Source organism: Bradyrhizobium sp. JYMT SZCCT0428 (assembly GCF_018131075.1).
Lineage (GTDB): Bacteria > Pseudomonadota > Alphaproteobacteria > Rhizobiales > Xanthobacteraceae > Bradyrhizobium.
This window is the reverse complement of sequence record NZ_JAFCLS010000028.1, coordinates 19,152-45,232: the sequence shown is the minus strand read 5'-3', so window position 1 is coordinate 45,232 and position 26,081 is coordinate 19,152. Positions and strand designations below refer to the sequence as shown.

The 26,081-nt window shown below is 60.1% G+C and carries 20 protein-coding genes, 1 tRNA gene, 1 pseudogene and 1 riboswitch; of the genes and pseudogenes, 11 read left to right on the top strand and 11 right to left on the bottom strand.

The annotated features are described in order from the left end of the window. Positions 1-10: 10 nt before the first annotated feature. Both JQ575_RS26210 and proB read right to left on the bottom strand, forming a co-directional pair. Positions 11-1,303 (bottom strand): glutamate-5-semialdehyde dehydrogenase, encoded by a 1,293-nt coding sequence (locus JQ575_RS26210; protein ID WP_212036024.1) that lies wholly within the window; start codon positions 1,301-1,303, stop codon positions 11-13. A gap of 126 nt (positions 1,304-1,429) precedes the next feature. Then, the gene (gene proB, locus JQ575_RS26205; RefSeq protein WP_212036023.1) at positions 1,430-2,572 is read right to left on the bottom strand and encodes a glutamate 5-kinase; all 1,143 of its coding nucleotides are present in this window, start codon (positions 2,570-2,572) and stop codon (positions 1,430-1,432) included. 142 nt (positions 2,573-2,714) lie between these two features. On the opposite strand from proB, the pseudogene JQ575_RS46570 reads away from it, so the two are divergent. Further along, positions 2,715-3,679 (top strand): annotated as a pseudogene (locus tag JQ575_RS46570) (Bug family tripartite tricarboxylate transporter substrate binding protein). Positions 3,680-3,735: 56 nt separating this feature from the next. On the opposite strand, the gene JQ575_RS26195 reads toward JQ575_RS46570, so the two are convergent. The 4 genes from JQ575_RS26195 to JQ575_RS26180 form a co-directional block, all read right to left on the bottom strand. Continuing rightward, positions 3,736-4,416, bottom strand: coding sequence for an ankyrin repeat domain-containing protein (locus JQ575_RS26195; RefSeq protein WP_212036022.1), 681 nt, complete (start codon positions 4,414-4,416; stop codon positions 3,736-3,738). Between the two features lie 17 nt (positions 4,417-4,433). Further along, positions 4,434-6,059 (bottom strand): alkaline phosphatase family protein, encoded by a 1,626-nt coding sequence (locus tag JQ575_RS26190; protein ID WP_212036021.1) that lies wholly within the window; start codon positions 6,057-6,059, stop codon positions 4,434-4,436. Positions 6,060-6,138: 79 nt separating this feature from the next. Beyond that, the gene (gene obgE / locus JQ575_RS26185; protein WP_212036020.1) at positions 6,139-7,197 is read right to left on the bottom strand and encodes a GTPase ObgE; all 1,059 of its coding nucleotides are present in this window, start codon (positions 7,195-7,197) and stop codon (positions 6,139-6,141) included. A 310-nt stretch (positions 7,198-7,507) separates the two neighbouring features. After that, positions 7,508-7,987: a MaoC family dehydratase gene (locus JQ575_RS26180; protein WP_212036019.1), complete on the bottom strand. Its 480-nt coding sequence runs from the start codon at positions 7,985-7,987 to the stop codon at positions 7,508-7,510. A gap of 213 nt (positions 7,988-8,200) precedes the next feature. Between JQ575_RS26180 and JQ575_RS26175 the strand changes: the two genes are divergently transcribed. Further along, positions 8,201-9,115: a DMT family transporter gene (locus tag JQ575_RS26175; protein WP_212036018.1), complete on the top strand. Its 915-nt coding sequence runs from the start codon at positions 8,201-8,203 to the stop codon at positions 9,113-9,115. Between the two features lie 128 nt (positions 9,116-9,243). Here JQ575_RS26175 and JQ575_RS26170 read toward each other — a convergent pair whose 3' ends face one another. The 3 genes from JQ575_RS26170 to rplU all read right to left on the bottom strand — a co-directional run bounded on the left by JQ575_RS26170 (position 9,244) and on the right by rplU (position 10,768). After that, positions 9,244-9,837, bottom strand: coding sequence for a GNAT family N-acetyltransferase (locus JQ575_RS26170; protein ID WP_212036017.1), 594 nt, complete (start codon positions 9,835-9,837; stop codon positions 9,244-9,246). 124 nt (positions 9,838-9,961) lie between these two features. Beyond that, positions 9,962-10,231, bottom strand: coding sequence for a 50S ribosomal protein L27 (gene rpmA, locus JQ575_RS26165; protein WP_192739055.1), 270 nt, complete (start codon positions 10,229-10,231; stop codon positions 9,962-9,964). Positions 10,232-10,321: 90 nt separating this feature from the next. Continuing rightward, the gene (gene rplU / locus JQ575_RS26160) at positions 10,322-10,768 is read right to left on the bottom strand and encodes a 50S ribosomal protein L21 (RefSeq protein ID WP_211999221.1); all 447 of its coding nucleotides are present in this window, start codon (positions 10,766-10,768) and stop codon (positions 10,322-10,324) included. A 364-nt stretch (positions 10,769-11,132) separates the two neighbouring features. Between rplU and JQ575_RS26155 the strand changes: the two genes are divergently transcribed. Next, positions 11,133-12,269 (top strand): ROK family protein, encoded by a 1,137-nt coding sequence (locus JQ575_RS26155; RefSeq protein WP_212036016.1) that lies wholly within the window; start codon positions 11,133-11,135, stop codon positions 12,267-12,269. A 297-nt stretch (positions 12,270-12,566) separates the two neighbouring features. On the opposite strand, the gene JQ575_RS26150 is transcribed toward JQ575_RS26155, so the two are convergent. Then, the gene (locus JQ575_RS26150; RefSeq protein WP_212036015.1) at positions 12,567-13,430 is read right to left on the bottom strand and encodes an alpha/beta fold hydrolase; all 864 of its coding nucleotides are present in this window, start codon (positions 13,428-13,430) and stop codon (positions 12,567-12,569) included. 136 nt (positions 13,431-13,566) lie between these two features. On the opposite strand from JQ575_RS26150, the gene JQ575_RS26145 reads away from it, so the two are divergent. Beyond that, a tRNA-Ser gene (locus JQ575_RS26145) sits at positions 13,567-13,656 on the top strand. 2,176 nt (positions 13,657-15,832) lie between these two features. Here JQ575_RS26145 and JQ575_RS26140 read toward each other — a convergent pair. Further along, complete coding sequence (locus tag JQ575_RS26140; protein WP_212036014.1) at positions 15,833-16,741, bottom strand: LysR substrate-binding domain-containing protein; 909 nt, start codon at positions 16,739-16,741, stop codon at positions 15,833-15,835. Positions 16,742-16,837: 96 nt separating this feature from the next. Between JQ575_RS26140 and JQ575_RS26135 the strand changes: the two genes are divergently transcribed. From JQ575_RS26135 to JQ575_RS26105, 7 genes are all read left to right on the top strand, one after another. Then, entirely contained in the window at positions 16,838-18,103 is a 1,266-nt protein-coding gene (locus JQ575_RS26135; protein ID WP_312016029.1) for a M20/M25/M40 family metallo-hydrolase, read from the top strand. A 76-nt stretch (positions 18,104-18,179) separates the two neighbouring features. Beyond that, positions 18,180-18,269, top strand: a riboswitch (glycine riboswitch). Positions 18,270-18,412: 143 nt separating this feature from the next. Then, entirely contained in the window at positions 18,413-19,558 is a 1,146-nt protein-coding gene (gcvT, locus tag JQ575_RS26130) for a glycine cleavage system aminomethyltransferase GcvT (protein WP_212036089.1), read from the top strand. 9 nt (positions 19,559-19,567) lie between these two features. Continuing rightward, positions 19,568-19,933, top strand: coding sequence for a glycine cleavage system protein GcvH (gene gcvH / locus JQ575_RS26125; protein ID WP_212036013.1), 366 nt, complete (start codon positions 19,568-19,570; stop codon positions 19,931-19,933). 33 nt (positions 19,934-19,966) lie between these two features. Beyond that, on the top strand, positions 19,967-22,834 hold the full coding sequence (gcvP, locus tag JQ575_RS26120) for an aminomethyl-transferring glycine dehydrogenase (protein ID WP_212036012.1): 2,868 nt from the start codon (positions 19,967-19,969) through the stop codon (positions 22,832-22,834). Positions 22,835-22,911: 77 nt separating this feature from the next. After that, positions 22,912-24,282: an L-serine ammonia-lyase gene (locus JQ575_RS26115; RefSeq protein ID WP_212036011.1), complete on the top strand. Its 1,371-nt coding sequence runs from the start codon at positions 22,912-22,914 to the stop codon at positions 24,280-24,282. Positions 24,283-24,295: 13 nt separating this feature from the next. Further along, positions 24,296-25,573, top strand: a complete 1,278-nt coding sequence (gene glyA / locus JQ575_RS26110) for a serine hydroxymethyltransferase (RefSeq protein ID WP_212036010.1) — start codon at positions 24,296-24,298, stop codon at positions 25,571-25,573. 19 nt (positions 25,574-25,592) lie between these two features. Next, positions 25,593-25,937, top strand: coding sequence for a carboxymuconolactone decarboxylase family protein (locus tag JQ575_RS26105; protein ID WP_212036009.1), 345 nt, complete (start codon positions 25,593-25,595; stop codon positions 25,935-25,937). The last annotated feature ends 144 nt before the right edge of the window (positions 25,938-26,081 follow it).

Genomic DNA, 26,081 nt, shown 5'->3' with positions numbered 1-26,081 from the left:
GTTGTCAGGGTCACGGCCGCGTCTGCCCGGTGCCGTGGACGCGATATTTGAAACTCGTCAGTTGCTCGGCGCCGACAGGGCCGCGGGCGTGGAATTTGCCGGTGGCAATGCCGATCTCGGCGCCGAAGCCGAATTCGCCGCCATCGGCGAATTGCGTCGATGCGTTATGCAGCACGATCGCCGAGTCGACCTCGTTGAGGAATTTCTCGGCGGCATCGGCGTCTTCCGTCACGATCGCATCGGTGTGGTGCGAGCCGTGATTCTGGATATGCGCGATCGCGTCATCGAGCCCATCGACAACTTTCGCCGCGATGATCGCATCCTCATATTCGGTGTCCCAGTCTTCGTCGGAGGCTGCTTTCACCCTGCTGTCGACGCGCTGCACGGCGGCGTCGCCGCGCACTTCACAGCCGGCATCGATCAGCATTTCGACCAGCGGCTTGAGGCTGACAGACGCACCGGCGCGATCGACCAGCAAGGTTTCCGCGGCACCACAGACGCCGGGACGGCGCATCTTGGCATTGAGCACGATCGACTTCGCCATTTCGAGCTTGGCGGTGTGATCGACATAGACGTGGTTGACACCTTCCAGATGCGCAAACACCGGCACGCGCGCTTCGGCTTCGACGCGCGCGACCAGACTCTTGCCGCCGCGTGGCACGATCACGTCGACGCCGCCGTTCAAGCCGGTGAGCAGCAGGCCGACGGCCGCGCGATCACGGGTCGGCACCAGCGTGATCGCGGCCTCGGGCAGGCCGGCTTCGCGAAGACCCTGCACCAGGCAATCATGGATCGCACGGCAGGAACGGAAACTGTCGGAGCCGCCGCGCAGGATCACGGCGTTGCCGGACTTCAGGCACAGCACGCCGGCGTCGGCGGTGACGTTGGGGCGGCTTTCGAAGATCACGGCGATGACGCCGAGCGGCACCCGCACGCGCTCGATGGTCATGCCGTTGGGGCGCTGCCAGCTTTCGGTGACGGCGCCGATCGGGTCGGCAATGGCGCGCACGGTCGCGACACCCTCGGCCATCGCCTCGACCCGGGCCGGCGTCAGCGTCAGGCGATCGATGAAGGCCGAGGTCGCGCCGCCGGTGCGCACTTCGGCGACGTCCTCGGCATTGGCGGCGAGGATATCAGGCGCATGGCTGCGGATCGCGGACGCGATGGCGTCGAGCGCCCGGTTTTTCTGTTCGGGCGAGGCCAGCGCCAGCACCCGCGCAGCAGCGCGCGCGCGGGAAGCGAGTTCGGTCATCAAAGCGGGTAAATCGGCGTTGCCGTCGATGGCTTTCAGCGGCGCGGTCATGGCGGTCCCAGGTAGACGTCAGGTATCGGGTTAAGGTCATGTCCTAGCACGGAAATCCCGCTCTTGCGAGGTGCGGACCCGGCATGGCTGGTGGGCGGGCGCGGGGCCGGGAGGTCGGCCAATGGCCTATTTGGCCGGAATAGCCCCGGCAGGCCCCACCACCAAATCATCGCGGTGGATCATCTCGGCCCGGCCGCTGATGCCAAGAATGGCCATTACATCAGGGGAGGAGCGGCCTTTGATCTTTTCGGCGTCCTCGGCGTCATAGGCGACGAGGCCGCGGCCGATCTCGTGGGTATCCGGGCCGCGCACCACCACGGCGTCGCCGCGGGCGAACTGGCCGTCGATCCGGATCACGCCGGCCGGCAGCAGGCTCTTTCCGGCGCGCAGCGCGGTAACCGCACCGGCGTCGATGGTCAGCGTGCCCTTCGGCTCCAGCGATCCCGCGATCCAGCGTTTTCGCGCGGTGACGGGATTGGCCGGCGTCAGGAACCAGGTGCAGCGGCCGCCGTCGGCGATGGCCTGCAGCGGATGCTCGATCTTGCCCGACGCAATCAACATGTGCGTCCCGGCGGTGGTCGCGATCTTCGCCGCTTCGATCTTGGTGTACATGCCGCCGCGTGACAGTTCGGATTCGGCAGCCCCGGCCATCGCCTCGATCTCCGAGGTGACGGATTCCACGATCGGAATCAGTTTGGCGTTGGGATTGGCGCCGGGCGGCGCATCGTAGAGGCCGTCGATGTCGGACAGCAGGATCAGCAAATCGGCGCTCGTCATGGTGGCGACGCGCGCGGCGAGGCGGTCATTGTCGCCGTAGCGGATTTCGTTGGTGGCGACCGTGTCGTTCTCATTGATGACGGGCACCGCGCGCCATTCCAGCAGTTTGGCGATGGTCGAGCGGGCATTGAGGTAGCGCCGGCGCTCCTCGGTGTCCTGCAGCGTCACCAGAATTTGCCCGGCCCCGATGCCGTGATTGCCGAGCACTTCCGACCAGATCCGCGCCAGCGCGATCTGTCCGACCGCCGCCGCGCCCTGGCTTTCTTCCAGTTTCAACGGCCCGCGCGGCAGCTTGAGGCGGCTGCGCCCGAGTGCAATCGAGCCCGACGAGACCACCAGCACGTCGCGGCCCTGGCCGTGCAGCTTGGCGATATCGGCGGCCAGCGCTGATAGCCAGGACGAGCGCACCTCGCCGGCGTCTGAATCGATCAGCAGCGACGAGCCGACCTTGACGACGATACGGCGGAAATTCTTGAGCGCGGGGCGGGCCATTGGTTCGGGTTCGAATGTTGCGGAATTGGCGCTGTTTTGCAGCAGGACGGGGGCCGGTGCAAGCGACCCGGCGGCGCCTGAGCTATGTTTCAATGATGGCCGCAGTCTGGTGTAATCGGTCGAATTTCTCGGGGGAAGGTAAATGGATCGTCGGAAGTTTTTGGCCGGAAGCATCGGATGGTCGTTGGCCGCTGGTGCCGGAGAGGCGTTCGGCCAGTCCGGGCCGCTGACCAGGATCATCTTTCCGTTCGCGGCCGGCGGCAGCGGCGACATGTTATGCCGCCAGCTGGCGCAACATCTCCCGCCACTGATCGACCGCAGCGTCATCGTCGAGAACCGTACCGGCGGCGATGGGCTGATCGGCATACGGGCCGTGAAGGGCGCCGCCCCCGACACCACCACCGTTCTGGTGACGACCGGCCCGACCATGTACCTGCTGCCGATGGTGGAGAACCAGCCGAGCTACGACTCCGCGAAGGATTTCATCCCGGTCTCATTGCCCGCTTCGAATTCGTTGTGGTGGTGAGCCCATCGATCGGCGTGACGGACTTCAAGCAATTGGTGGCCTGGATCAAAGCCAATCCCTCGAAAGCCAGTTACGGCGTGCCGTCGAGCGGCACCATTCCGCATTTCACCGGATGGCAGCTCGAAAAGGCGCTTGGCCTTTCCATGACGCGCGTGGCGTATCGTGGCTCCGCGCCGATCATCACCGATCTCATCGGCGGGCACATCCCATTCGCGGTCACGACGCTTTCGGACACCATCACGCAGCACCGCGCCGGCGGCATCCGCATCGTCGCGGTGAGCGGCCCGGCGCGCTCGCCTTTCCTGCCTGATGTGCCGAACCTGAAGGAGGCCGGCGTCGACCTGGTGGCGGACGGCTGGTACGGCATGTGGCTGCCGGCGGGCAGTTCGCCTGATTTCGCCAAGAAGCTGAGCGCCGCCGCGGCGGAAGTGCTGGCAAAGCCCGATGTGAAGGAGAAGCTCAATGCCGTCTCGCTCATTCCGGTCGGTTCAACCCCGGAAGATCTGACCAAAGCGCTCGCCGCCGACACCGCGTTTTGGCAGCCGATCGTGAAGGCCACGGGCTACAAGATCACGAATTGAAGTTTGTGAGCGCTGCGCATCGATGTCGGCTTGAAAATGGGCTCTGAGACTTTCGCTCACTTCGCGCCGGCCTTTTCCAGGATGGCCACCATCTCGCGATAGCCGCGACCTTTGGCGAGTTTGAGCGGTGTCGCGCCACTGCCGTCCGGAATGTTCACGTCGGCGCCGGCCTCGACCAGGGCACGCAGCGTCTCGGTGTGGTTCCTGCCGCCGTCGCCAAGCACGATGGATTCGATCAGCGCGGTCCATTTCAGATTGTTGACGTGATCCAGCGGTGCCTTGGCGGCGATCAGCATTCGCACCACTTCAGCATGGCCAAGATGGGCTGCCGCGATCAGGGCCGTGCCGTCGTAGCGGCTGGTGACGGCCTTTGGGTTGCCTCCACCCTCGATCGCAATCCGGAGCATCGGCACATCGTTGGCGACCGCCGCGATCGTGATGATGTCGTAACGGTCGGCTTCAAGCTTGTTGGGATCGGCGCCAAGCCGGATCAGGGCGCGGGCGGCATCGTGCTTTTGCAGGTAGACGGCGACGTGCAGCGGCGTTCGCTGCCGGCTGTCGGTCACTTCCTTGTTTTCATTCGAGGCGATGCGCTTTTCGATTTCGGCGATGTCGCCCCGGGCGGCCGCGGCGTGCAGGCCGCCATAGGCACGCACTTCCGCCTCGGTCGGGGCGATCTGGGCGGAGGCGGGCAGGGTGGTGACGAGCGCGAGAAGCAGGGCAGCGAGGACATGCATGGGAGAGCCTCCCGGCGCTATTGCGTGGCAATCCGCTTGCGGATCGCGGCGAGCTCCGCCTCGTCCCAGATGCCGATCAGGACGCCGTTCTTGACCTGAAGCTGCTTCTCCGCGTAGGCGGCGATCTTCGCGTTCGGCGTGGTGATGTGCATCTTGGGATGCAGCGCCCAGTCGAACAGCGCCGCTTGCAGCCGCGCGATCACGTCAGCGCAGGCGGGGTCCTCGCCGCGATCGGCGAATTCCTGCGGGTCGTTTTCGAGGTCGTAGAGCATCGGGCGAAAACCTGAGGCCTGAACATATTTCCAGCGGCCGTCGAACACCATGAACAGGCGGCATTGCTCGATCGGCTGATTGAGCTTCAGCCGAACGTCTTGCATGCAGAAGTCATATTCTGAGAACACCACCTTGCGCCAATCGGCGGGTGCTGCGCCGTGCAGCAGCGGCATCAGGGAGCGGCCCTCGAGGATATGATCCGGCGCCTTGCCGCCGAAATACTCGATGAAGGTCGGCGCCAGATCGATCGCCTCGACCAGCGCATCGCTGACGGTGCCGCGCGTCGCGTCGGCCTCGCGCGACGGATCGATCACGATCAGCGGGATTTTGGCGGATTGATCGTGGAACAGATCCTTCTCGCCCATCCAGTGGTCGCCGAGATAGTCGCCATGGTCGGAGGTGAACACGATCATCGTGGTGTCGAGCAGGCCGCGGCTTTCCAGGAACTGCATCAAGACGCCCATCTGGTCGTCGATCTGCTTGATCAGGCCCATATAGGTCGGGATGACCTTTTCCCGTGCCTCGTCGCGCGCCATGTTGCGCGAGTAGCGCATGTCCATGTAGGCGGCGAACACTGGATGGGCTTCCTGACGCTCCTTCTCCGAACGCACTGCAGGAAGGATGTCGGCGGCGCTGTACATGCTGGCGTAGGGTTCGGGGGCGATATAGGGCCAATGCGGCTTGATATAGGACAGATGCAGGCACCAGGGGCGTCCGTCCGTTTCGGCTTCCGCAATGAAGTCCATCGCGCGGCGCGTCATGTAAGGCGTTTCGGAATGCTCTTCCGGGACGCGCGCGGCCTTGTCGGCGTGCACCAACAACCAGCCGTTCTGCAGCGCGCCGTCATCGGCAGCGCCTGAATTGGCCCAATGCTCCCATGGGTTGGTGGCTTCATATCCCTGCTCACGCAGATAATTGTCGTAGCGCGGGCGGGGCCGGTTATCGGGATGCAGGCCGTCGTCGCGTTCATAGGGCTCGAAACCGCATTCCGACACATGCACGCCGATGATGGAATCCGGCGCGATCCCCAGTGCCTTCAGGCCTTCGATATCAGGCGCCATGTGGGTCTTGCCGACCAGCACGTTGCGGACGCCGATCTTGTTCAGGTGATCGCCGAGCGTGGGCTCGCCGACCCGCAGCGGCCAGCCGTTCCAGTGCGAGCCGTGCGAGCGCATGTAGCGGCCGGTGTAGAACGACATCCGCGAGGGGCCGCAGATCGGTGACTGCACATAGGCTTTTGAGAAGCGCACGCCGCGTTTCGCCATCGCATCGATGTTCGGCGTGGTCAGCGTCGGGTGGCCGGTACAGCCCAGATAATCATAGCGAAGCTGATCGCACATGATCCAGAGGACGTTCTTCGGCTGCGGCATGCTTCACACAGGGTACGATTTCAATCGTCCGATGCTGCAATATCGAACGGCCGATTGCAAACGTACTCGCAGTGCGAGGTCAGCCCTGCGGCGTCGCCGGGGTCCAGGGCTCGGCCTGTGCCGCGCCGCCCTTGGCTTTCAGCGAAACCGGGGCCTCGCCGATCACCTCGACCAGCGCCTTCAGCGCTTCCGGCATGCCTTCGCCGGTCACGGCCGAGATCAGCAGCGGCGTTTTCTTCGCCGCGCGTTTCAGCCGGTCCTTTTGCTTCTTCAATTCGTCCGGCGTCACGGCATCGATCTTGTTGAGCGCCACGATTTCGATCTTCTCGGCAAGCGATCCTTCATAGGCGTCGAGTTCGGTGCGGACCGTCTTGTAGGCCTTGCCGGCATGTTCGCAGGTCGCATCGATCAGATGCAGCAGCACGCGGCAGCGCTCGACATGGCCCAAAAACCGGTCGCCGAGCCCGGCGCCTTCATGCGCGCCCTCGATCAGGCCCGGAATATCCGCCAGCACGAATTCGCGGCCCTGCGCGTTCACGACGCCGAGCTGCGGATGCAGTGTGGTGAAGGGATAGTCCGCGATCTTCGGCTTTGCCGCGCTGACGACGGAGAGGAAGGTCGATTTGCCGGCATTGGGCAGGCCGACGAGGCCGGCATCGGCGATCAGTTTCAGCCGCAGCCAGATCCAGCGTTCCTCGCCTTCCTGGCCGGGATTGGCGTTGCGCGGGGCGCGGTTGGTGGAGGATTTGAAATGCGCATTGCCGAAGCCGCCATTGCCGCCTTCGGCCAGCACGAATTTTTCGCCGAGCGTGGTGAAGTCGTGGATCAGCGTTTCGCGATCTTCATCGAAGATCTGCGTGCCGACCGGCACCTTGAGCACGATCGACTTGCCGTTGGCGCCATGGCGGTCCTTGCCCATGCCATTGGTGCCCTTTTGCGCCTTGAAGTGCTGCTGATATCGATAGTCGATCAGCGTGTTCAGGCCATCGACCACTTCGATGACGACATCGCCGCCGCGGCCGCCATTGCCGCCGGAAGGACCACCAAACTCGATGAACTTCTCGCGGCGGAACGCCACGCAGCCGTTGCCGCCGTCGCCGGAGCGGATATAGACCTTTGCTTCGTCAAGGAATTTCATAATGGCTTCTATGGCGTTTTCGAGCGAATTGGGCAGCGGATGCGCGATGCAATCAAGTTTACGCAGATTGCGTAGACTTATCTGCGGTAAACGCGTCAAACGAGCGCTGGAGCCTCGTTCCGATCAATCGGTGCAGAATAGGTACTAGGTAAGGCAGGGAGGCCGCTGCGGCAACCCTCAAGCCATCAAACATTGGCGAAAAGCCTTAATTTTCGGGCCTTTTTGCGGCCTTGGGCGATATTTCGGCCGCCAAGGCGCGATATCGCTCCGACCAGCTCACATCGGGGCTGGGTGACCGAACGAGACGCGATCAGGTCGGCCGCTTGCGGATCAGAAACTTCTGCATGCCCTCGAGCACCAGCTCCTTGCGCTGATTGAACACGCTCGAGCGCAGCGTCACCACGCCGGTGCTGCGGCCGGGGACAAGTTCGGTTACTTCAAGCGCGGGATAGATGGTGTCGCCGGCATAGACCGGCTTGAGGAACCGACTCGACTGTTCGAGAAATCCGATCAGCGATTCCTCGACAATGTAAGGAAACAGCCCGGCGCCCGGCGCGGTGTGCACCAGGGTCTGGAATCCATGCGCGAGCAGGTCCGGCATGCCGCGGGCGCGGCAATATTCGACATCGTAGTGGATCGGGTGGGTATCGCCGCTCGCGGTCTGGAACGCGGCGAACACGGCCGAGGTCTGGGTCCGGCTCGGGATCACGAAACGCTCGCCGAGCTTGAAATCCTCGAACCAACGCTGTTCCGGCACCATGCGATGTTGCGCGGGGTCGAAGTCGGTCATGGCTGATTCCTGTTGTGCTTTGCGCGATGACGTACCGGTATCGCAGAGGGGATACTGCGACAATCCGTTCAATTCGTCATGAGGGGTAAACGCACAAAGCGCGCCTTCGCACTGGACATCCCGGGCGTCCGCGTCTTTAAAACATCGCAGCAACAAAAAGACGTCGATGGCCGGAGCAAGTCCAGCCATGCCGGGGAAACGCCGAATTCATCGATGAGCCTCTTCGCAAAACCATCCACCTATGACGAGCGTTCCGCGCGGCTGGCCGGCATCGGATTGATGCTGCTGTCGATCTTCATGTTCTCGTTCGGCGACGCGCTCGGCAAGTTCCTGGTCGCGACCTATTCGGTCGGGCAATTGCTGTGGCTGCGGGCCTGCGCGGCGCTCCTGTTGCTGCTGCCGATCATCTGGAGGCAGCGCGCCGAATTCATGCGCCTGGAACGGCCCTGGCTGCAATTGCTCCGGGTGACTCTCTCCACGCTGGAAGTTGCCGCCTTCTTTATCGCGACCGTCTATCTGCCGCTCGCCGACGTCATCACCTATTATCTGGCGGCGCCGATTTTCGTCACGGCGCTGTCCGGGCTGGTGTTGGGCGAGCGCGTCGGCTGGCGGCGCTGGAGCGCGATTCTGATCGGCTTCGTCGGCGTATTGATCGCGCTGCGGCCGTCGGCGCAGACCGTGAGCTGGCCCGCGATGATCGCGCTCGGCGGCAGCTTTTCATTCGCGTTGCTGATGCTGATCACGCGCTCGCTGCGGGCGACGCCGGATATCGTGCTGGCGTCATCGCAATTCGCCGGCACCTTCCTGCTCGGCGCGGTGATGTCGCCGTTTGGCTGGGTGACGCCGTCGCCCGGCAGCCTCGGCCTGTTTGCCGCGGCGGGCATTATTTCGGTGTGCGCGCTGCTATGCGTCAACCGCTCGCTGAAGCTGGCGCCGGCCAGCGTCGTGGTGCCGTATCAATATTCGATGATCGTGTGGGCGGTGATCTTCGGCTTCGTGGTGTGGGGGGACGTGCCGTCACCGGCGACCATCGTGGGTGCCGCGATCATCATCGGCGCCGGACTTTACATCTTCCTGCGCGAGCAGAAGCTGGGGCGCGAGGAGACGGTGGTTAATCCGCCGGCGTGACTCGCGGGCGAAGGCCGGGACCCATAGCCACCGGCCTTGATTGTTGCAGAAGGTGGCGGCCGCCGGTGGCCAGGCCGAGAGAGCACGGAGTATGGGTCCCGGCCTTCGCCGGGACGACGCGGAGGAGCCTATTGCTCCCGCCGCGTTGAAGTGCCCCAGTTCTTCAGCGACGACCAGACGCTGCGCGACAGCCGAAAACAATCGACCGGGGTCGACGATCCCAGCGCCTCGAAGCGATGCAGCTCGACGCCGCTCCACTGGAAGCCGCATTTCTCCAGGATGTTGCGTGAGGAGGGGTTGGCGACGCGGGCGCCTGATATCAGGTGCTCGGCATCGAACTCCTCGAAGTGAAAATCGATCACCGCGCGCGCAGCTTCGGTGCCAAAACCTTGGCCCCAATGCTCGACGCCAAGCCAATAGCCGAGTTCCGGCGCGTCCGGCTCGCGCCAGTCGATGCCGACCATGCCGAGCGGCGAATGGTTGTTCTCGATCAGGAACACGGTTGCCCGGCCACCGCCCAACGCGCGCACGAATTCGACGGCGTGATCCCTGGAGTACGGATGCGGCAGGCGGCGGGTGTTTTCCGCAATGCGGCGATCGTTGGCGAGGTACGCAATCGCTTTTACGTCCGCGAGCGTCGGCCGGCGCAAGGTCAGCCGCTCGGTCTCGAGGACGCATGGACTCGCTTCACGCAATGTCGGGGTCGGGATGTCCTGCAACATGTCGGGCTCCTGAAATGCGAAAACATACGCAAACAAAAAGGGAGGCCGGTTTCCCGCCTCCCCTTGGAGCCCTTTTTGACTCCGCCGGTTCAACAGGACCCGGCGGACTCATGTTGTCCGCCGTCTATTCGGCCGCCTCCGCCATCGGAACAACCGATACGAAAGTGCGGCCATTGCCTTTTGCACGGAACTCGACGTGACCTTCGATCTTGGCGAACAAAGTATGGTCGGTGCCCATGCCCACATTAAGGCCGGGATGCCAGGTGGTGCCGCGCTGACGCGCGATAATGTTGCCGGGGATCACGTGCTCGCCGCCATACGCCTTGATGCCAAGGCGCTTGCCTGCTGAATCACGTCCGTTCCGCGATGAACCGCCTGCTTTTTTGTGAGCCATGGCCCGTCTCCAACTTCGCCGTAATCTAGATCAATTCCTTGACGGAATCATTTCACGCTTTGTCACGCATCAAATCTTGATGCGCTGATATCACTTCTTGGCTGCGGCCTTCTTGGCCGGAGCCTTTTTTGCGGGCGCCTTCTTGGCCGCCGGTGCCTCGTCGCCCTCGGCGGGCGCCGCGACGACCTTTTCCTTCTTCGGCCGCGGGCCGATCGAAGGCTTGGCGTTATCGGCCAGGATCTCGGTGATGCGAAGCACCGTGAGCTCGTCGCGATAGCCGCGCTTGCGGCGCGAATTCTTGCGGCGGCGCTTCTTGAACGCGATCACCTTGGCGCCGCGCTTGTGGTCCAGCACTTCTGCCGCGACCGAGGCGCCGGCAACCGTGGGCATGCCCAGCACCGGCGTGTCACCGCCGAGCACCAGAACTTCGCCAAGCTGCACGATCGTGCCGACTTCGCCGGCGATCTTGCCTATCTCGAGTACATCATTCGGAACGACCCGGTATTGCCGGCCGCCGGTTTTGATGACTGCGAACATCGTTTTATTCCTTCGTGTTCGATCCCGGCCTCGGACGTCTCCCCACTGGGGCATGTCCGGGTCGGCTTTTTGGTCAGTCGTTATGGGTACAATTTTCGCACGGTCGGGGCGTGAGCCCTCAAATTCGCGCAACAACAAGCGGCGCGAGAAATCCCGCGCCCGATGCCGGGACTTATAGCCGCTGGCAGCCCCGAGTCAAGGCAAAGGAGCCCAAAAACCGGGCCAAATGAAGGATTTGGGTCAGGAAACGGCGAATAGGGCGGCCTGTTCGCTGCTCGCCATCAGCCATTGGCCACTCGCCCAAGTGAAACCAAAGGGTTCCCCGCCCGTTGTGTCACCGAAATCCGGTTGGGCTAGGGCAAAAATGGCAGAAGACACAGTCACAACGACGGGCATCGCCCGCCACGGCGCAGGCCGTCTACCGTCCGTCGAGGTCGACAGCTTTAATATAGAGCTGAAGGACGATGACGGGTTCCTCGGTGACCGCGCCAGCAAGGGCGCGTTTCGCAAGATACTGGATACGCTGCGCAAGCCGCTGAAGAAAAACGGCGACGATCCGCTCGGGAAAAAATCCACGGACGAGATCGCCAAGGGCGACCTCGACGAGGCGCTGGTGGGCGACGATCTCGCGGCCGCCGCGCTGGTGCATGGCGCGATCGAGGAATTCGCGCAGGAGCTTGCCTATGTGACCGGGCGCTTCCTCAAGACCAAGGCATGGGCCGATACCGAGCGCATCGTGGTCGGTGGCGGATTCCGGCAAAGCCGGGTCGGCGAACTCGCGATCGCCCGCACCGGGCTTCTCCTCAGGGCCGAGGAGCATGACGTCGATCTGGTGCCGATCCGTTTTCATCCGGATGACGCCGGCCTGATCGGCGCGCTGCACCTGGCGCCGTCATGGATTTTCGAGGGCTATGACAGCATCCTGAGCGTCGATATCGGCGGCACCAACATCCGCTGCGGCGTGGTCGAGACGCGCTGGAAGAAGACGCCCGATCTTTCGAAGGCCGAGGTGTGGAAGTCCGAACTGTGGCGGCATGCCGACGACGAGCCGACGCGCGAGGGCGCGGTGAAACGGCTGGTCAAGATGCTGAAGGATCTGATCACCGAGGCTGAAAAAGAGGGCCACAAGCTGGCGCCTTTCATCGGTATCGCCTGTCCCGGCGTGATCAACGGGGATGGCTCGATCGAAAAAGGCGCCCAGAATCTGCCGGGCAATTGGGAGAGCAGCAAATTCAATCTGCCGGCAAGTCTCGTGGAAGCCATACCGATGATCGGCGATCACGACACGGCGGTGTTGATGCATAATGACGGCGTCGTGCAGGGGCTTTCCGAGGTCCCTTACATGCAGGATGTCGAACGATGGGGCGTGCTGACCATCGGCACCGGTCTCGGCAATGCGCGCTTCACCAATCGCAGGAAAGAAAACGGCAAGGGCGAAAAGGCCAAAGACAAGGGCGACGGCGACAAGGACGACAAGAAAGCAAAGAAGGGTAAAGATTAACAGGCGCAAGCGAGTTCGGTTAATGCCGGCACACATTGCGCAAAACCCCTGCAAATAAGGGGCCGGAGCGATCTTCCCGATTCCAGCGCTGCGCGCGATGAGAGTTCCGTCGCGCGCGGTAAGGTTGACTGGTTAGGTTAAAACCGGGATCGCGTTGCCCTTTCCGCGCGCGCCGCTACCGTCAAATCGTCGCTCCAGCTGACCGGCGAAGCCGCACTTCCCGGCCAGAATTTCAAAGTAGCGGCACGGGGCCGTCAGTGTTTTGTCGCGTCTGGCGGCCCCACCTTTATCTCCCACTCATTTCCAGCCGATGCGTTGGAAGAACGCCGCGATCTCGGATGCCGCGCGGTCGGGATCCTCGCGATGCGCGAAGTGACCGACGCCTTCAAACATCGCGAGATCGAGATTTGAAAAGGTCTCGCCGAGCCGATCGGTCCAGGCATAGGGAAACAGCGGATCGTGTTCGGCCCAGCGAACGCAGGTCGGCAGATCGATCGGCGCCAGCCTGGGCGCCTCGCCCTTCAGCATCCGGATCCGCCCGGCATGCGCACCGCGGTAATACGCAAAGCCGCCGGCGAGGTTGCCGTCTTTCAGGAAATTGTCGACGAACGCCTCGAGCACGTCGTCGAAGGCTCGGCTGCGATGGCTCCAATGTGTCAGGAAATAGCCGATATAGGCGCGGCAGCTTTCGCGGCTGGCGCCGATCAGGATTGGTGCGATCTCCAGCTGGTTGAGCGACTGGTACCAGATATGGTTCAGCCGGTCCGGCTCCGCCATCCGCCGCCCGATGCCGGGATAGAGAAAATCGAAGAAGAACAATCCGGCGATGCGTTCCGGCGCGGCGCGCGCCATCGGCTGCATCAGCCCGCCGCCGACATCGTGGCCGACAATGCCGGCCTGCTTCAGGCCGAGCGCGTCCATCAGCGCCAGCATGTCGGCTGCGTGCTGATCGGGACCGTGCGGCCCATTGGGCTTGTCGCTGTGGCCAAAACCGCGCAGGTCGGGCGCATAAAGCGTGAAGCGATCGGCGAGCCGCGCCATGACAGGCTCCCAGGTCAGCCAGAATTCGGGCCAGCCATGCAGCAATAATAGCGGCTGCCCTTTCCCGGCGCGGGCGACATGGAACGCCGCGCCATTGGCTCGAACCGTCAAATGCTCCATTTTTCGCCTCCTTTTTTCAGGTCCTGGGTACGCCTGGGCGTCAGCGAAAATCTTGCCCCCGCGCCTTGTCTGGCCCGTCGTCCTCGCCTAGAACTCGCCCCGACCGCGGGTGAGGAATCACCCCAAAATGGCGCCTGGAGAGGTGGCAGAGTGGTCGAATGCACCGCACTCGAAATGCGGCATAGGTGCAAGCCTATCGGGGGTTCGAATCCCTCCCTCTCCGCCATATATGATTGAATTAATTGAAATATTTCCTAAAATGTGGATAAGACCCCCGGAACGACCCCAGTAGTGCTGGCTTTGAACCCTGAAAGCTCGCGCCTAGGCCGCCTCCGAGGCGACCAGAGGCAACCCCCCTTTCAACCCCCAACGCATGGGCGGGCCGTCGCCACGCACTCGTAAATACCCCTTCGGGCTGACGCCCGGGCTGCAACCCAAGCCCGCTTATTGCGGATTATGTTCCTAGGACACCAGAACCCCCTCCCTGTTTTTACTTTGCACCTGCCGGATGACATCGACGATTGGATCACCAACATGGAAGCGTTCTTTGCGGCGCACGTCAGAGGCCATCCCGCCGCCGCCAACGGCTTGGCGTTTCCTAAACCGTCGGTCGCATGTTCGAGTCATGCCGGGATCGCCAGCATTTACAATATCTTGGCGTGAAATCCTGCTGGTCTCACAGGTTAAAAGTGGCCTTGGGGTAACAGTAGGGGTAACGGTCTCATGATCTTCCGCCTATTCGTGCCTGAATACTGCGGTGTAGGTGTTTGATCGCTGAGCTGGGCGCCATTTCGTCGTCAACGGTCATTCCCGCTGATTGCGCCGTACGATCTCAATGTCATTTTGAAACAAAGCAGCCGGCCCGAAATGACTGCGCGTCGCATGATTCCTAAGTCGCAGCATTCGATGTACAAAGGTGGAAACCAAAAAGTGCTCAGCAGCTGATGAAGCCGAGCCGGGATTATCTCCTGAACCCGTCTGAAAGAGTGACGTCATCGACTATTGTCATCCTTCTCGTTGCGTTCGGGCCACATTTCTCCTCCAGAGCACATCAAACTTTTAGCTTTTGTTGAGAGCCTGCACGAACGGGCGCATGACCAATCGGTCAGCTTTTCCTAGCTTCAGTGAATGTCAGTGAACCACAATGCGGTGACCGGAACCTTGGTTCCGTGCACTCACCATTGTTCTGAAGGCCAAGTCTCCGGAAGCGGTACTCGATACGCGACCCGAGGTCCGGTTGCTCGCCGGGCGACTTTCCGCTTAGAACGCACATTGCGTTTCGAGACCGGCTGGACCGTAACCAATTCGGCAAAAGAGTTGTGAGCATTTGACGAAGAACGTGGAGGCTCTGCTACGGCGACGGCGGGCAGGGGCATAATCGTTGGCAGGCTGGTGTCATACACGACCTTTTCGGGCCACTTATGACTGGACGTTATCCTTATAATCGACTTGTCGATCCGACCTTCCCGTCCAAACGATGCTGTACTTCGAGGAATATAGAGGTCTGCAATGAAAAGAAGCGCCATCAATGCGCTTCCGACTCCGAGCAAATAGCGTCCAATCGGCACTTCCGATTACCGTTCAAGAAAAGAGCAATGGAGAGGTCGTTTTTATAAGGTGCCATTGCTCATTTGGTTCCGAGGCCGCCTTCGCTTTGAAGCTCTTGGCTTATCGGCTAGATGCTGATGCCAACCGGACAACTGGCTTCTTGTTAATTGCGACTTATGGCGAGAGGTCTCGCCTGGCCGTGCTGGAACGACGCCACCGTGAGTAAGCACTTGATCGCGTTCTCTGCTTGAATGATGATCGCGTTGACGAAAGCTCCTTTTTAGGGTGCCCCTCAACTCGATCGAGGACCAACTCGATCGGGTTAGGGGCAGCCTCGGGATCGCGAGCCCGAGCTTTCCGCTCGCCACCACATTTCATCAAGAACGTTTTCCACCTTGCTCGAACTCTCGGGCTCGCCCTCGACCCGTCGGCAAGCGACAAACTCCATCGCCAGATACTCGCCATAGGAAACTTCGATAAAGCGTGAAAATTGCTCTACCGCACTTACGGTAAGGCGATTGCCAAGGTGCCTAAATACGTCAGGTAGGGTCATGTTGCGAGCTCTTCGGCGGCCATGTTGAAAGAATTAGCCTACGACTTAAGCGTGATCATCCCGTCGGTTTTGCGCCTGTCGTCGGATTGGATCGGTGCGCCATTCGTATGGGCCAATGTAAGTTTAGCAGTTGAGGCGCTTCGCTCATTTGGTGGTCCTCTGCCAAATTCACCAGATCCGGAGATTTGCCCAGCCCACGTTAAAGTGCAGCGATCCTGCATGAACGGCAAGGTCGACAGCATAAGAAGAGTCTATTGGAACCTCAGATCCGCTTATGCCATGCCGAAACGTGTCCGTTGCTTCAGGGGCGCGAGGTAGCATTGCTCACCGGATATTGGCAATCAGCGAGATGCTTCCTAACAAGAGCCACGAACTCCTGCGCGATCACGGATAGAGCCCTGTCGGGGTAGAGTAAGCCGATCTCATAGGTGATCGCAGGCTCGAAACGACGTCGCGTGACCTCTCCTGTGAACGGGGCGCTGATGACGGGATCAACAAGTCCCACTCCGCAGCCGGCGGCAACCAATTCGCAGACGGAGACGAAATATTGAACCTCGGCGGCGATGTTCCATCTTGCATTGGCCAACGAAAACGCGGTTGCGAGCTGGTGAGAAGTCGTGTGATCTCGAAATAGAGAAATGAATGGGATGTTGCTCAAATCTTGGGCCGTTACAACATCGCGCGCGACGAGAGAGTGATCGTTCGGCAGAATGCAGTCGCATCTGTATGAAAATCGCTCCGTTCTGTCCGCTGGATGGTCGGTCGGAAGCTCGGCAATTGCAAAGTCGAATTGCTGCGTCGAGATCAGCTCCTTCACCACATATGAGCTTCTGGAGACAAGGTTGATCCGGATATCCGGACGCTCCGCCATGAATAGGGACAGGATTCTCGGGAGCAGCGCTATAGAGATGCTTGGGTAAGCGAGGATCGACAAACTGCCTCGCTTACCCTCCCGGATCTCTGCAGCGGCTCGTTCGGTGCTCTCGAACGCGACCAGCGAGCGGCTGACCTCATTGAAGAACAAGTGCGCTTCGGGCGTGGGCCTGAGTCGCCCAGCTTGACGTGCGAACAGGGTAAATCCGATCTTCTTCTCGAGCGTCGCTATCGTAGCGCTCACTGCCGGCTGGCTAATTCCGAGTTCCTCCGCGGCTCGAGTCATCGTTCCGGAAAGCATTAGAGTGCGGAAACATTCGAGCTCGCGGAGTTGCATGTTGGTATTCGCTGAGATTATGGGAAGCTAAGATTAGGTTATTTGTGTTGGCTGCTCAAGGATGGTGAATTGGTCCCAATCGAGCGGGACAGACCAGTGAACCATCAATCGATCCAGATATCCAATCGTGCGTCCTTGAAGGCGCATGCCGAGGCAACGAAGCGCGACATGATCGATTTGACGCTTCGGTTGCTGAAAACGCCGAGCGAGAACCCCCCGGGGGACACGCGCGCGATTGCAGCTGAGATCGTGACTTTGCTCGGATCGTTCGGGATTGAGGCAGCTGTCTATCCCTCCCACGACGAAATACACAATGTCGTCGCGCGCGTACGCGGACGATCCGGCGGCAGTCGCCTTGTTTTGAATGGGCATCTCGACACATTTCCGCTCGGTAACGCCAGCCAGTGGAGTGTACCGCCGACCGGCTTAGAGCGTGATGGTAAGCTATACGGGCTGGGCGTCTCTGACATGAAGGGCGGGGTAGCTGCGAGCATCTTCGCTTTGCGGCATCTTGCTGCCGCGAGGGATAGCTGGCCTGGTGAGGTGGTAGCGACCTTTGCGGGCGACGAAGAGACCATGGGGGTGCTCGGCACGCAGTTTCTGCTCGATACTGTTCCCGAAGCAAGAGGCGACGCGGTGATTTGTGCGGATGCCGGCTCACCAAAGGTTCTCCGCATTGGGGAGAAGGGACTGGTGTGGTTGCGGATATCGGCGACAGGACGATCCGCTCATGCTGCCCATGTTCATCGTGGGGAGAGCGCGATCGATAAGCTGATGACTGCGTTAGGTCGTATTGCGGAGTTGCGCGGCTCAAGCCCAAATCTTGAAGATGTTCGTCAGATCGTTGAGGGCGCAAGGTCGATTTCCGAATCATTATCGGGTGTAGGGGAAAGCGAGGTCTTGCAGCAGGTAACGGTAACATTCGGTACGTTCCAAGGCGGCCTTCTCCCCAACCTCATTTCTGACAGGGCGGAGGCAACTGCAGATATTCGGCTGCCCATGGGCATCTCTACGGATGAAATCAAGAAGGCTGTAGTCGACAGAGTGTCTGACCTTCAAGGGATCGCGGTAGAGTTTGTTCGGGCCTACGAGCCAACGTGGACCGTACCCGACCACCCGCTTGTGAAATCGCTGAAAGGCGCTTGCCGAGAAGTGCTGGAATTAGATCCGGTGTTGAACATGCGAGTTGGCGCATCAGATTCGCGTCTTCACCGCAGGGCGGGCATTCCAACGGTTGTTTGCGGCCTGACGCCTCACAATATGGGAGCGGCAAACGAATACGTTGAGGTCGATGAGCTGTTGTCACTGGGCGTCATATTGACGATGGCGGCCTTTGACTACCTCACGGAGGGAGGGAGATGACAACGCGTTTGACCTGATCGGCAGCGGAACGTTTGATCTGGCTCCGGCGCTGAATAGCGATCAATATACACTCATGACCGCCACATCGGGAGAGACCGGCTTTGATGCCGGCGCCGAAGGAGCAACCGCCCCGGAAACTCTCAGGCAAAAGGACCGTTTGGCTTTGACAGCATCTGGAAAGAGACGCAGCCGGCGATAGAGCCGAGTGACGTCCGCCGAAGGGATAATACTCTCAGGCAAAAGCGACAGATGGGGTTTCGTCAGAGGTTTCCCGAGGAATGGACCTTGGGAACCACCGAGGGCCCCTTGATGCTTGTTCATGAACAAAAGTCCCTGAAGCGCACTCCACTCCACGCTCTTCACGTGGGTCTTGGCGCCAAAATGGTCCCATTCGCCGGCTATGATATGCCCGTCCAATATCCTGCCGGAGTTCTTAAGGAGCATTTGCATACTCGGCAGAAGGCCGGGTTGTTCGACGTCTCTCATATGGGTCAAATCTCACTTCATCCTAAATCCGGCGACGTCAAAGATGTCGCATTGGCCCTTGAACGCCTCGTCCCGCAGGACCTCGTTTCTCTCGGCGTAGGACGCCAGCGCTACGCATTGTTCACCAATGAAGAAGGCGGCATCCTTGACGATCTCATGGTGTCGAACTTCGGCGATCACCTCTTCGTGGTAGTAAACGCCGCCTGCAAGATGGCCGATGAGGCGCATCTGCGTGCGCATCTCTCCGCCTCTTGCCTTATTGATTCACGTGCCGATCGTGCGCTGTTGGCCCTGCAGGGGCCCTATGCAGAGACTGCGCTCGCGAAGCTCTGCCCCGAAGCGTCCACAATGCGCTTCATGGATGCGGGTCCACGAAAGGTCGCAAAGCTCGATAGCGTCATTTCGCGCTCCGGCTACACGGGCGAGGACGGTTTTGAGATTTCGGTCCCAGCCGATCAGGCCGAGCGTCTTGCGAAGACGCTACTCGAGGATCCAAACGTGCTTCCTATCGGCCTTGCCGCTCGCGATAGCCTGCGGCTCGAAGCCGGCCTTTGCCTCTATGGCCATGATATCGATGAAACGACAACGCCGGTCGAGGCAGCCCTGGAATGGTCCGTTCAAAAAAGCCGCCGGGTGGGGGGGGCTCGCGCCGGAGGCTTTTTGGGGGCAGAGAAAATTTTGGACCAATTCGCCAACGGCGCTAATCGCAGGCGAGTGGGATTGAAGCCCGATGGCCGCGCGCCGGTGCGCGAAGGCACCCTACTTTTTGCCGATCGTAACTCCAAGGAGCAAATCGGTTCGGTAACCTCCGGCAGCTTTGGTCCGACCCTGAATGGGCCGATGGCAATGGGGTATGTTCCCACCTCGCTTTCGAGTAACGGCGCGCAACTTTTTGCCGAGATACGCGGGCAACGCTTGCCGCTGCACGTCGCGGCTATGCCGTTCGTTCCCAACACCTACAAGCGCTGAGAATTTGACATGAGAACTCTTTTCACGTCCGACCACGAATGGCTTCGGATCGAAGGGGACGTCGCAACGATCGGAATAACCGACTACGCTCAGTCGCAACTCGGGGACGTCGTGTTCGTCGAACTCCCCAGGGTTGGGCGCGCCTTACGGAAGAACGAGGTCGCCGCCGTCGTAGAATCCGTCAAGGCTGCCTCAGACGTGTACGCGCCGATCTCCGGTGAGGTGCTGGAGGTGAATGGAGAGCTTGCCGCCGACCCGGCGATGATCAATTCAGATGCGCCAGGGAAAGCTTGGTTTTTCAAACTGAAGATCGTCGACAAAGACGAGCTCGATGGGCTCATGGACGAAACCGCTTACAAAGCACACACGGCCTGACCGGCACGACTCGAGCATTCCAGCGAGGCACACATGAACGCACCCCTTAAGCCAATCGGCGATGTAGCTACGCCCTTCAGCCGCCGCCACATCGGCCCATCTCCAAATGACATAGCTTCGATGTTGAAAACGGTTGGCGCAAGCAGTCTGAGCGCGCTAATCGCCGATACAATGCCGTCCGCTATCCGACAGAAAACTTCACTCGATTTCGGCAGAGCGCTTAGTGAGACGGAAGCGCTTGCCCATATGCGCGCCCTTGCCGCGGATAACCAGACGTACACATCGCTGATCGGGCAAGGCTACTACGGCACAATTTTGCCGGCTGTGATTCAGCGAAATATTCTTGAGAACCCGGCCTGGTATACCGCGTACACCCCTTATCAGCCCGAGATCAGCCAGGGTCGATTGGAGGCGTTGTTCAATTTCCAGACTCTTATTTGCGATATGACCGGGCTCGACGTAGCGAACGCCTCGCTTCTGGACGAAGCGACCGCCGCGGCCGAAGCTATGGCCCTGGCCGAACGTAGCTCTCAGGTCAAAACAAAGGCGTTCTTCGTTGACCGCGAAGTACATCCGCAGACGCTCGCGGTTCTGCGCACCCGTGCCGAGCCTCTCGGTTGGAAGCTGATTGTAGGCGACCCTACGAGCGATCTCGAAGGCGCAGACGTCTTCGGAGGTATCCTCCAATACCCGGCCAGCTCCGGTACAGTGCGTGACCTACGTCTCGCAATCAGTTCCTTGCGCAAAAAGGGCGCGCTCGCGACCGTAGCCGCCGATCCGCTTGCATTGGCCCTTCTCGAATCGCCAGGCAAACTAGGCGCCGATATCGCAATTGGTTCGGCGCAACGTCTTGGCGTCCCGATGGGGTATGGGGGCCCTCACGCAGCCTACATGGCGGTGCGCGATGCCCTTAAGCGGTCCCTCCCTGGACGCATCGTAGGCCTGAGCGTGGATTCGCGGGGCGCGCCCGCCTACCGACTGGCGCTCCAGACTCGCGAACAACATATTCGCCGCGAGAAGGCTGCCTCCAACATTTGCACGGCTCAAGTCCTCCTTGCCGTCATTGCCTCGATGTATGCCGTGTATCACGGTTCCGACGGATTGACCCAGATCGCAAGATCGGTACACCGCCGCACGGCGGTGCTCGCGGCGGGTCTGCGAAAAATCGGCTTCGCACTCCAATCGGACAACTTCTTCGACACCCTGACGATCGACGTGGGTACCCGACGCGATGATATCGTGAAGCGGGCCCTTGCCGAGAAGATTAACCTTGGTATCGGCCATTCAACGCTCAGGGTCGCACTCGACGAAATTTCAACGTCAGATACAGTCGAGGCGGTTTGGAGAGCTTTTGGTGGAGAACTTGTCTACGCCGAGATCGACGTCACCGCGCACGAAGCGATTCCTGAAGAGCTCAAACGCACAACTTCCTTCCTCGACAACCCCGTCTTCCACATGTATCGCTCTGAAACCGAGCTGCTGCGTTATATGCGCAAGTTAAGTGATCGCGATCTTGCGCTGGATCGAGCCATGATCCCACTCGGATCCTGCACCATGAAGTTGAATGCCACGACCGAGATGATTCCACTGACTTGGCCGGAGTTCGCGTCGTTGCATCCGTTTGCGCCCGCTGCGCAGGCCAGAGGCTATCATCGGCTGTTTGAGCGCCTCCAGGAGTGGCTGCGCGAGATCACCGGTTACGACGCCATCTCGCTCCAGCCAAACTCCGGCGCGCAGGGCGAATACGCGGGTCTCCTCGCAATACGAGGTTTTCACACTTCGCGCGGCGAGGCACATCGGAACGTCTGCCTCATTCCTTCTTCCGCGCATGGCACCAACCCAGCTTCCGCTTCGATGGTGGGCATGCAGGTAGTTGTCGTCGCATGCGATAAGAATGGCGACGTTGACCTCAACGATCTCCTTATAAAGGCCGAAAAGCACTCTACAGACCTAGCTGCTGTCATGATCACCTATCCCTCGACGCATGGGGTCTTCGAGGAGCATATCCGAGAGATATGCGACGTCGTTCATCGCTACGGCGGCCAAGTCTATCTCGACGGCGCCAATCTCAACGCTCAGGTCGGCCTGTCTCGGCCGGGCGATTACGGCGCCGATGTCAGCCATCTTAACCTGCACAAAACCTTTTGCATCCCGCACGGAGGGGGCGGCCCCGGCATGGGGCCTATTGGCGTGAAGGCGCACCTTGCGCCGTTTCTGCCTGGCCATCCGACAACCGATACCGCGGCGCACGTTGGCGCAGTTTCTGCCGCTGCATTCGGCTCGGCGTCTATCCTGACCATCTCCTATATCTACATCCTAATGATGGGCGGCGATGGCTTGAAGCGCGCAACAGAGGTAGCCATTCTCAACGCGAATTATATTGCCGCACGATTGGATAGTTATTTTCCGGTGCTCTACAAGAATACCAACGGCCGCGTTGCCCACGAATGTATTATCGACCCGCGCCCGCTAAAGGTCACGATCGGCGTCACCGTAGAGGATCTCGCCAAGCGACTGATCGACTATGGCTTCCATGCCCCGACAATGAGCTTCCCCGTCCCCGGCACGCTCATGATCGAACCCACCGAGTCGGAATCAAAGGCCGAGCTCGATCGGTTTTGCGAGGCAATGATTTCAATCCGGAGGGAGATTTCGGATGTCGAGTCCGGCCGGTTTGAGATCGAGCAGTCGCCGCTCCGGAATGCGCCCCATACGGTACATGACATAGCGGATGAGGGTTGGAAACGCCCTTACAGCCGCGCTGAGGGTTGCTTTCCAACGGCCGCCTTACGATTGGACAAGTATTGGAGTCCCATCGGCCGAGTCGACAACGTCTATGGCGATCGCAATCTGATCTGCTCTTGTCCACCGGTGGCGCATTATACTGTGGCGTCGTCATGAACAATGAGGCAATGCGAACTCCGCACCACCACGCTTCTGATCTGCTTGCACGTTCCGCTTCCGGAAACGGGGCTTTCATGAAACTGCCCATATCAGTCCTCGATCTTTTCAAGATCGGGATTGGTCCATCTTCGTCTCATACCGTAGGTCCGATGAAAGCGGCTGCGGCATTCGTTCGCAGCCTCGGGGAGGACGGGCGCGTAGCACGGATTGAAGCCACCGCTTTCGGCTCTCTCGCATGGACAGGCAAGGGTCACGCAACCGACAAGGCGCTTGTCCTGGGCATTTTAGGTAAGACGCCCGACTGCATTGATCCGGACGAGGCGAGCCAGCTCTTCGCACGAGTTCAAATAGAACGTCGGATTGAACTGCCAAGCGGCCGGACGATCGCGTTCGATCCGGATCGTGACATTGTTTTCAATACGAAACGCCAATTCGACCGCCATCCGAACGCAATGGAATTCAAGGCGTTCGACAAAGACAAAAATATCTTGCAATCCGATGTTTGGTTCTCGATCGGCGGTGGGTTCATCGAGAGACTTGGCAGTGAAAATCAGAACGAGGATCCGGATTGTCCCCATGGGTTCGACTTTCGGTCGTCCCGTGATCTGCTTGAACTGTGTCTAGTTCATTCCTGCACCATTGCGGAGATCGCAATGGCAAATGAGACCGCCCGACGTGGGGAGGAACGGACAATCGAGGAGATCGACCGCATCATCGAGGTCATGATGGCGTGTATCGATCGAGGGCTCGCGCAGAGCGGAGAACTTCCAGGCGGATTGCGCGTTCGGAGGAGGGCAGGCGCTCTGTTCGAGAGATTGCAAAGAGATAATCCTAACAATTCGCTTTCTACGAGCCGGCCCTTTGATTACATATCAGCCTTCGCAATTGCGGTGAACGAAGAGAATGCCGCCGGAGGGCGGGTTGTTACTGCTCCGACCAACGGGGCTGCCGGCGTCGTTCCGGCCGTACTTCGCTACTATCGAGACTTATGCGAGGATGCCAATCAGGAAGGACTACGTACCTTCCTGCTCGTCGCTAGTGCCATCGGCAGCATCATCAAGCAGAATGCCTCCATCTCGGGGGCGGAGGTGGGATGTCAGGGCGAGGTGGGTTCGGCTGCGGCCATGGCGAGCGCCGGACTCACTGCAGCGCTCGGCGGGACCAACGAGCAGATTGAGAATGCTGCTGAGATCGCCATGGAGCATCACTTAGGAATGACCTGCGACCCGGTAGGCGGATTGGTTCAGATACCCTGCATAGAGCGTAACGCCTTTGGCGCTGTGAAGGCGGTCAACGCAACATACCTGGCGCTCGCCGGCGACGGCAAACATCGAGTCTCATTAGACCAGGTGATCGAAACGATGCGCCAGACCGGCGTCGATATGAACGACAAATACCGTGAAACCTCCCGTGGAGGGCTCGCCGTTAACGTTCCGGAATGTTGAAAGGAAGACTGTTATGAATGTTCACGAACCAACGACAAGCGTGTCGTCCGATGCTGCGGTGTTCGATGCGATAGGGCGCGAACTGGCGCGACAGCAAAACCAGATCGAGTTGATTGCGTCCGAAAACATCGTTTCCGAGGCGGTATTGGCTGCGCAAGGCTCGGTGCTCACGAACAAATACGCCGAGGGGTATCCCGGCCGACGATACTATGGTGGGTGCGAGTTCGTTGACGAAGTCGAAACTCTAGCCATTTCCAGAGCAAAGAATTTATTTGGCTGTCAGTTCGCCAATGTGCAAGCGCACTCTGGGGCTCAAGCAAATCTAGCCGCGTTCCTAGCGCTGCTCAATCCGGGCGATACTTTCCTGGGTATGGCGCTTGCACACGGCGGACACCTAACGCACGGTTCTCCAGTCACCATATCCGGAAAATGGTTTTCGCCCGTCGAGTACTGCGTGCGAGATGATAACCATCTTATTGACATGGACAATGTTCGTGAACTCGCTTTGAAACATCGCCCGAAGCTAATCTTGGCCGGCGGTTCAGCATACCCGCGCCAGATCGATTTCGCTTCATTCCGCCAGATCGCGGACGAAATCGGTGCCAAGTTGATGGTGGATATGGCGCACGTAGCGGGCTTGGTCGCCGGCGGCGCATATCCATCGCCGGTCCCGCACGCCCACGTTGTCACATCAACGACTCATAAGACGCTGCGCGGACCGAGAGGTGGCTTGATCGTGACAAACGACGCTGACTTGGCGAAGAAGATCAATTCGGCGGTGTTCCCGGGTGTTCAGGGCGGACCGTTGATGCACGTAATCGCAGGCAAAGCGGTCGCGTTCGGAGAGGCTCTCGAGCCCTCCTTCAAGATCTACGCGCGTCAGATGTTGGAGAACGCTCGAGCGATGGCCGCGGTTCTAGCGGAGGGAGGTCTATCCATTGTCTCGGGAGGGACAGACAGTCATTTAGCGCTTGTCGATCTCAGGCCTCTCGGAATTACTGGCAAGGCGGCCGAGACTGCGCTTGAGCAAGTGGGACTCACCTGTAACAAGAATGCGATTCCTTTCGATCCGCAAAAGCCAGCCCTCACTTCTGGAATTCGGCTCGGTTCATCCGTTGGGACGTCGCGAGGATTTGGAGAGCAGGAATTTCGGACAGTCGGCTCGCTAATCCTTAGACGATTGACTGAACTTGCGAAGGGCGATCCCGAGAAGGTTCGAGTGGAACGGATTGCAAAAGAGGTGCGCGACCTGTGCGACGCGCACCCGATCTATTCTTCGTTGCGCGCTTGAAAATAGGAGCATCCACGAAATGAACTACGAACAAGTTTCCAATGACGTTCGCAAGGAAGCTCTGGACCTTTACAAGGCGCTACCAGAGGTGATGCGGTCATTCCAGGGTCTGATGAATGCCGTCGGAAAAGAGGGAGCGCTTTCGGTGAAAACCAAGGAGTTAATGGCCTTGGCGATCGCAATTAGCTCGAAGTGCGAAGGGTGCCTTGTCTTCCATATCCAAAATGCGATCAAACATGGCGCCAGCCGCGAGGAGGTGGTCGACACGATTGCCGTTGCAATTGAGATGGGAGGCGGCCCGTCTACTGTCTATGGTGGGAAAGCACTTGCTGCTTTTGATGAGTTAACTGGCAGGGCAAGATAGGGTAATCGCCTTTGTCGCTGCTGCGAAGTCAGTGCGATGACAGTACCCCTAGTCGTCTCGACATGTAAGGACGCCGACAAATCGCATCGGCCATGTCCTGATCAATCTGTTCATGTCCGATATCCTTTCATCTAAGGAGGCCAC

Coding starts and splice junctions, on each gene's coding strand:
- rpmA (WP_192739055.1), bottom strand. CDS start 10,231: ATGGCTCACAAAAAAGCAGGCGGTTCATCGCGGAACGGACGTGATTCA.
- obgE (WP_212036020.1), bottom strand. CDS start 7,197: ATGAAATTCCTTGACGAAGCAAAGGTCTATATCCGCTCCGGCGACGGC.
- JQ575_RS26140 (WP_212036014.1), bottom strand. CDS start 16,741: ATGCAACTCCGCGAGCTCGAATGTTTCCGCACTCTAATGCTTTCCGGA.
- JQ575_RS26105 (WP_212036009.1), top strand. CDS start 25,593: ATGAACTACGAACAAGTTTCCAATGACGTTCGCAAGGAAGCTCTGGAC.
- JQ575_RS26190 (WP_212036021.1), bottom strand. CDS start 6,059: ATGCCGCAGCCGAAGAACGTCCTCTGGATCATGTGCGATCAGCTTCGC.
- rplU (WP_211999221.1), bottom strand. CDS start 10,768: ATGTTCGCAGTCATCAAAACCGGCGGCCGGCAATACCGGGTCGTTCCG.
- glyA (WP_212036010.1), top strand. CDS start 24,296: ATGAATGTTCACGAACCAACGACAAGCGTGTCGTCCGATGCTGCGGTG.
- gcvP (WP_212036012.1), top strand. CDS start 19,967: ATGAACGCACCCCTTAAGCCAATCGGCGATGTAGCTACGCCCTTCAGC.
- JQ575_RS26195 (WP_212036022.1), bottom strand. CDS start 4,416: ATGCATGTCCTCGCTGCCCTGCTTCTCGCGCTCGTCACCACCCTGCCC.
- JQ575_RS26210 (WP_212036024.1), bottom strand. CDS start 1,303: ATGACCGCGCCGCTGAAAGCCATCGACGGCAACGCCGATTTACCCGCT.
- gcvH (WP_212036013.1), top strand. CDS start 19,568: ATGAGAACTCTTTTCACGTCCGACCACGAATGGCTTCGGATCGAAGGG.
- JQ575_RS26180 (WP_212036019.1), bottom strand. CDS start 7,987: ATGACCGACTTCGACCCCGCGCAACATCGCATGGTGCCGGAACAGCGT.
- JQ575_RS26150 (WP_212036015.1), bottom strand. CDS start 13,430: ATGGAGCATTTGACGGTTCGAGCCAATGGCGCGGCGTTCCATGTCGCC.
- proB (WP_212036023.1), bottom strand. CDS start 2,572: ATGGCCCGCCCCGCGCTCAAGAATTTCCGCCGTATCGTCGTCAAGGTC.
- JQ575_RS26170 (WP_212036017.1), bottom strand. CDS start 9,837: ATGTTGCAGGACATCCCGACCCCGACATTGCGTGAAGCGAGTCCATGC.
- JQ575_RS26155 (WP_212036016.1), top strand. CDS start 11,133: ATGGCAGAAGACACAGTCACAACGACGGGCATCGCCCGCCACGGCGCA.
- gcvT (WP_212036089.1), top strand. CDS start 18,413: ATGCTTGTTCATGAACAAAAGTCCCTGAAGCGCACTCCACTCCACGCT.
- JQ575_RS26115 (WP_212036011.1), top strand. CDS start 22,912: ATGAAACTGCCCATATCAGTCCTCGATCTTTTCAAGATCGGGATTGGT.
- JQ575_RS26175 (WP_212036018.1), top strand. CDS start 8,201: ATGAGCCTCTTCGCAAAACCATCCACCTATGACGAGCGTTCCGCGCGG.